General features: G+C 61.0%; 1 protein-coding gene. It reads left to right on the forward strand.

The annotated features are described in order from the left end of the window. Positions 1-192: 192 nt before the first annotated feature. The coding region (locus ABD211_RS09120) for a hypothetical protein (protein WP_344128308.1) at positions 193-589 on the forward strand (397 nt) is incomplete at its 3' end.

A 589-nucleotide genomic window follows, 5' to 3' on the forward strand; every position in this document is an offset into this window, starting at 1 on the left:
TTCAGATACTAGAACACCTATGCCGAGTCTTCAAGCACTAAGCGCGACCAATTTCTCACTCAGGGTTGACACGTAAGCGTCAATCGCTAGACAAGGCGCCCTGCGGCATTCCCTCGAACACCATCGCCAAGTCGCCAAGGACTCGCGGCGCGTCCGACGCTCGATCTGGTTAGGCCGGACTAAAGTGCCCGCGTGAGTCTCGGGGTCGACGTGATCAAAGAAGCCGGACCGTACGTTGTCGGTCTGGCGGGTCTCGCCTTTGGCTTCGCCAACGCCAGGCTTCCAGGGCGGGAAGCTAGGCACCATGCAAGAGTCGAAGGCCTCTACCCGGAGATGCTTGATGCACTCGACCAGCTTGTCCGCCACACGGTGACGTTCCTGGCGCCGGGCGGTCCGGTACGACTCGATCCAGACATGCAGGTTCCGAACCCGAAGCTCGTTGATGCCATTTCGGCGCGGGTGGAGATCTTCGCAAGCCGCCCTGTCAGGGAGGCGTGGAACGCGGCAATCCAGCCAGTTCTCGAAGTGCGCCTAAGGAAGAACTCCCCGGAGGAGCTGCTCACGGAACTCGATGGCCCAGACGTCAGAC

Source organism: Luedemannella flava (assembly GCF_039528515.1).
GTDB lineage: Bacteria > Actinomycetota > Actinomycetes > Mycobacteriales > Micromonosporaceae > Luedemannella > Luedemannella flava.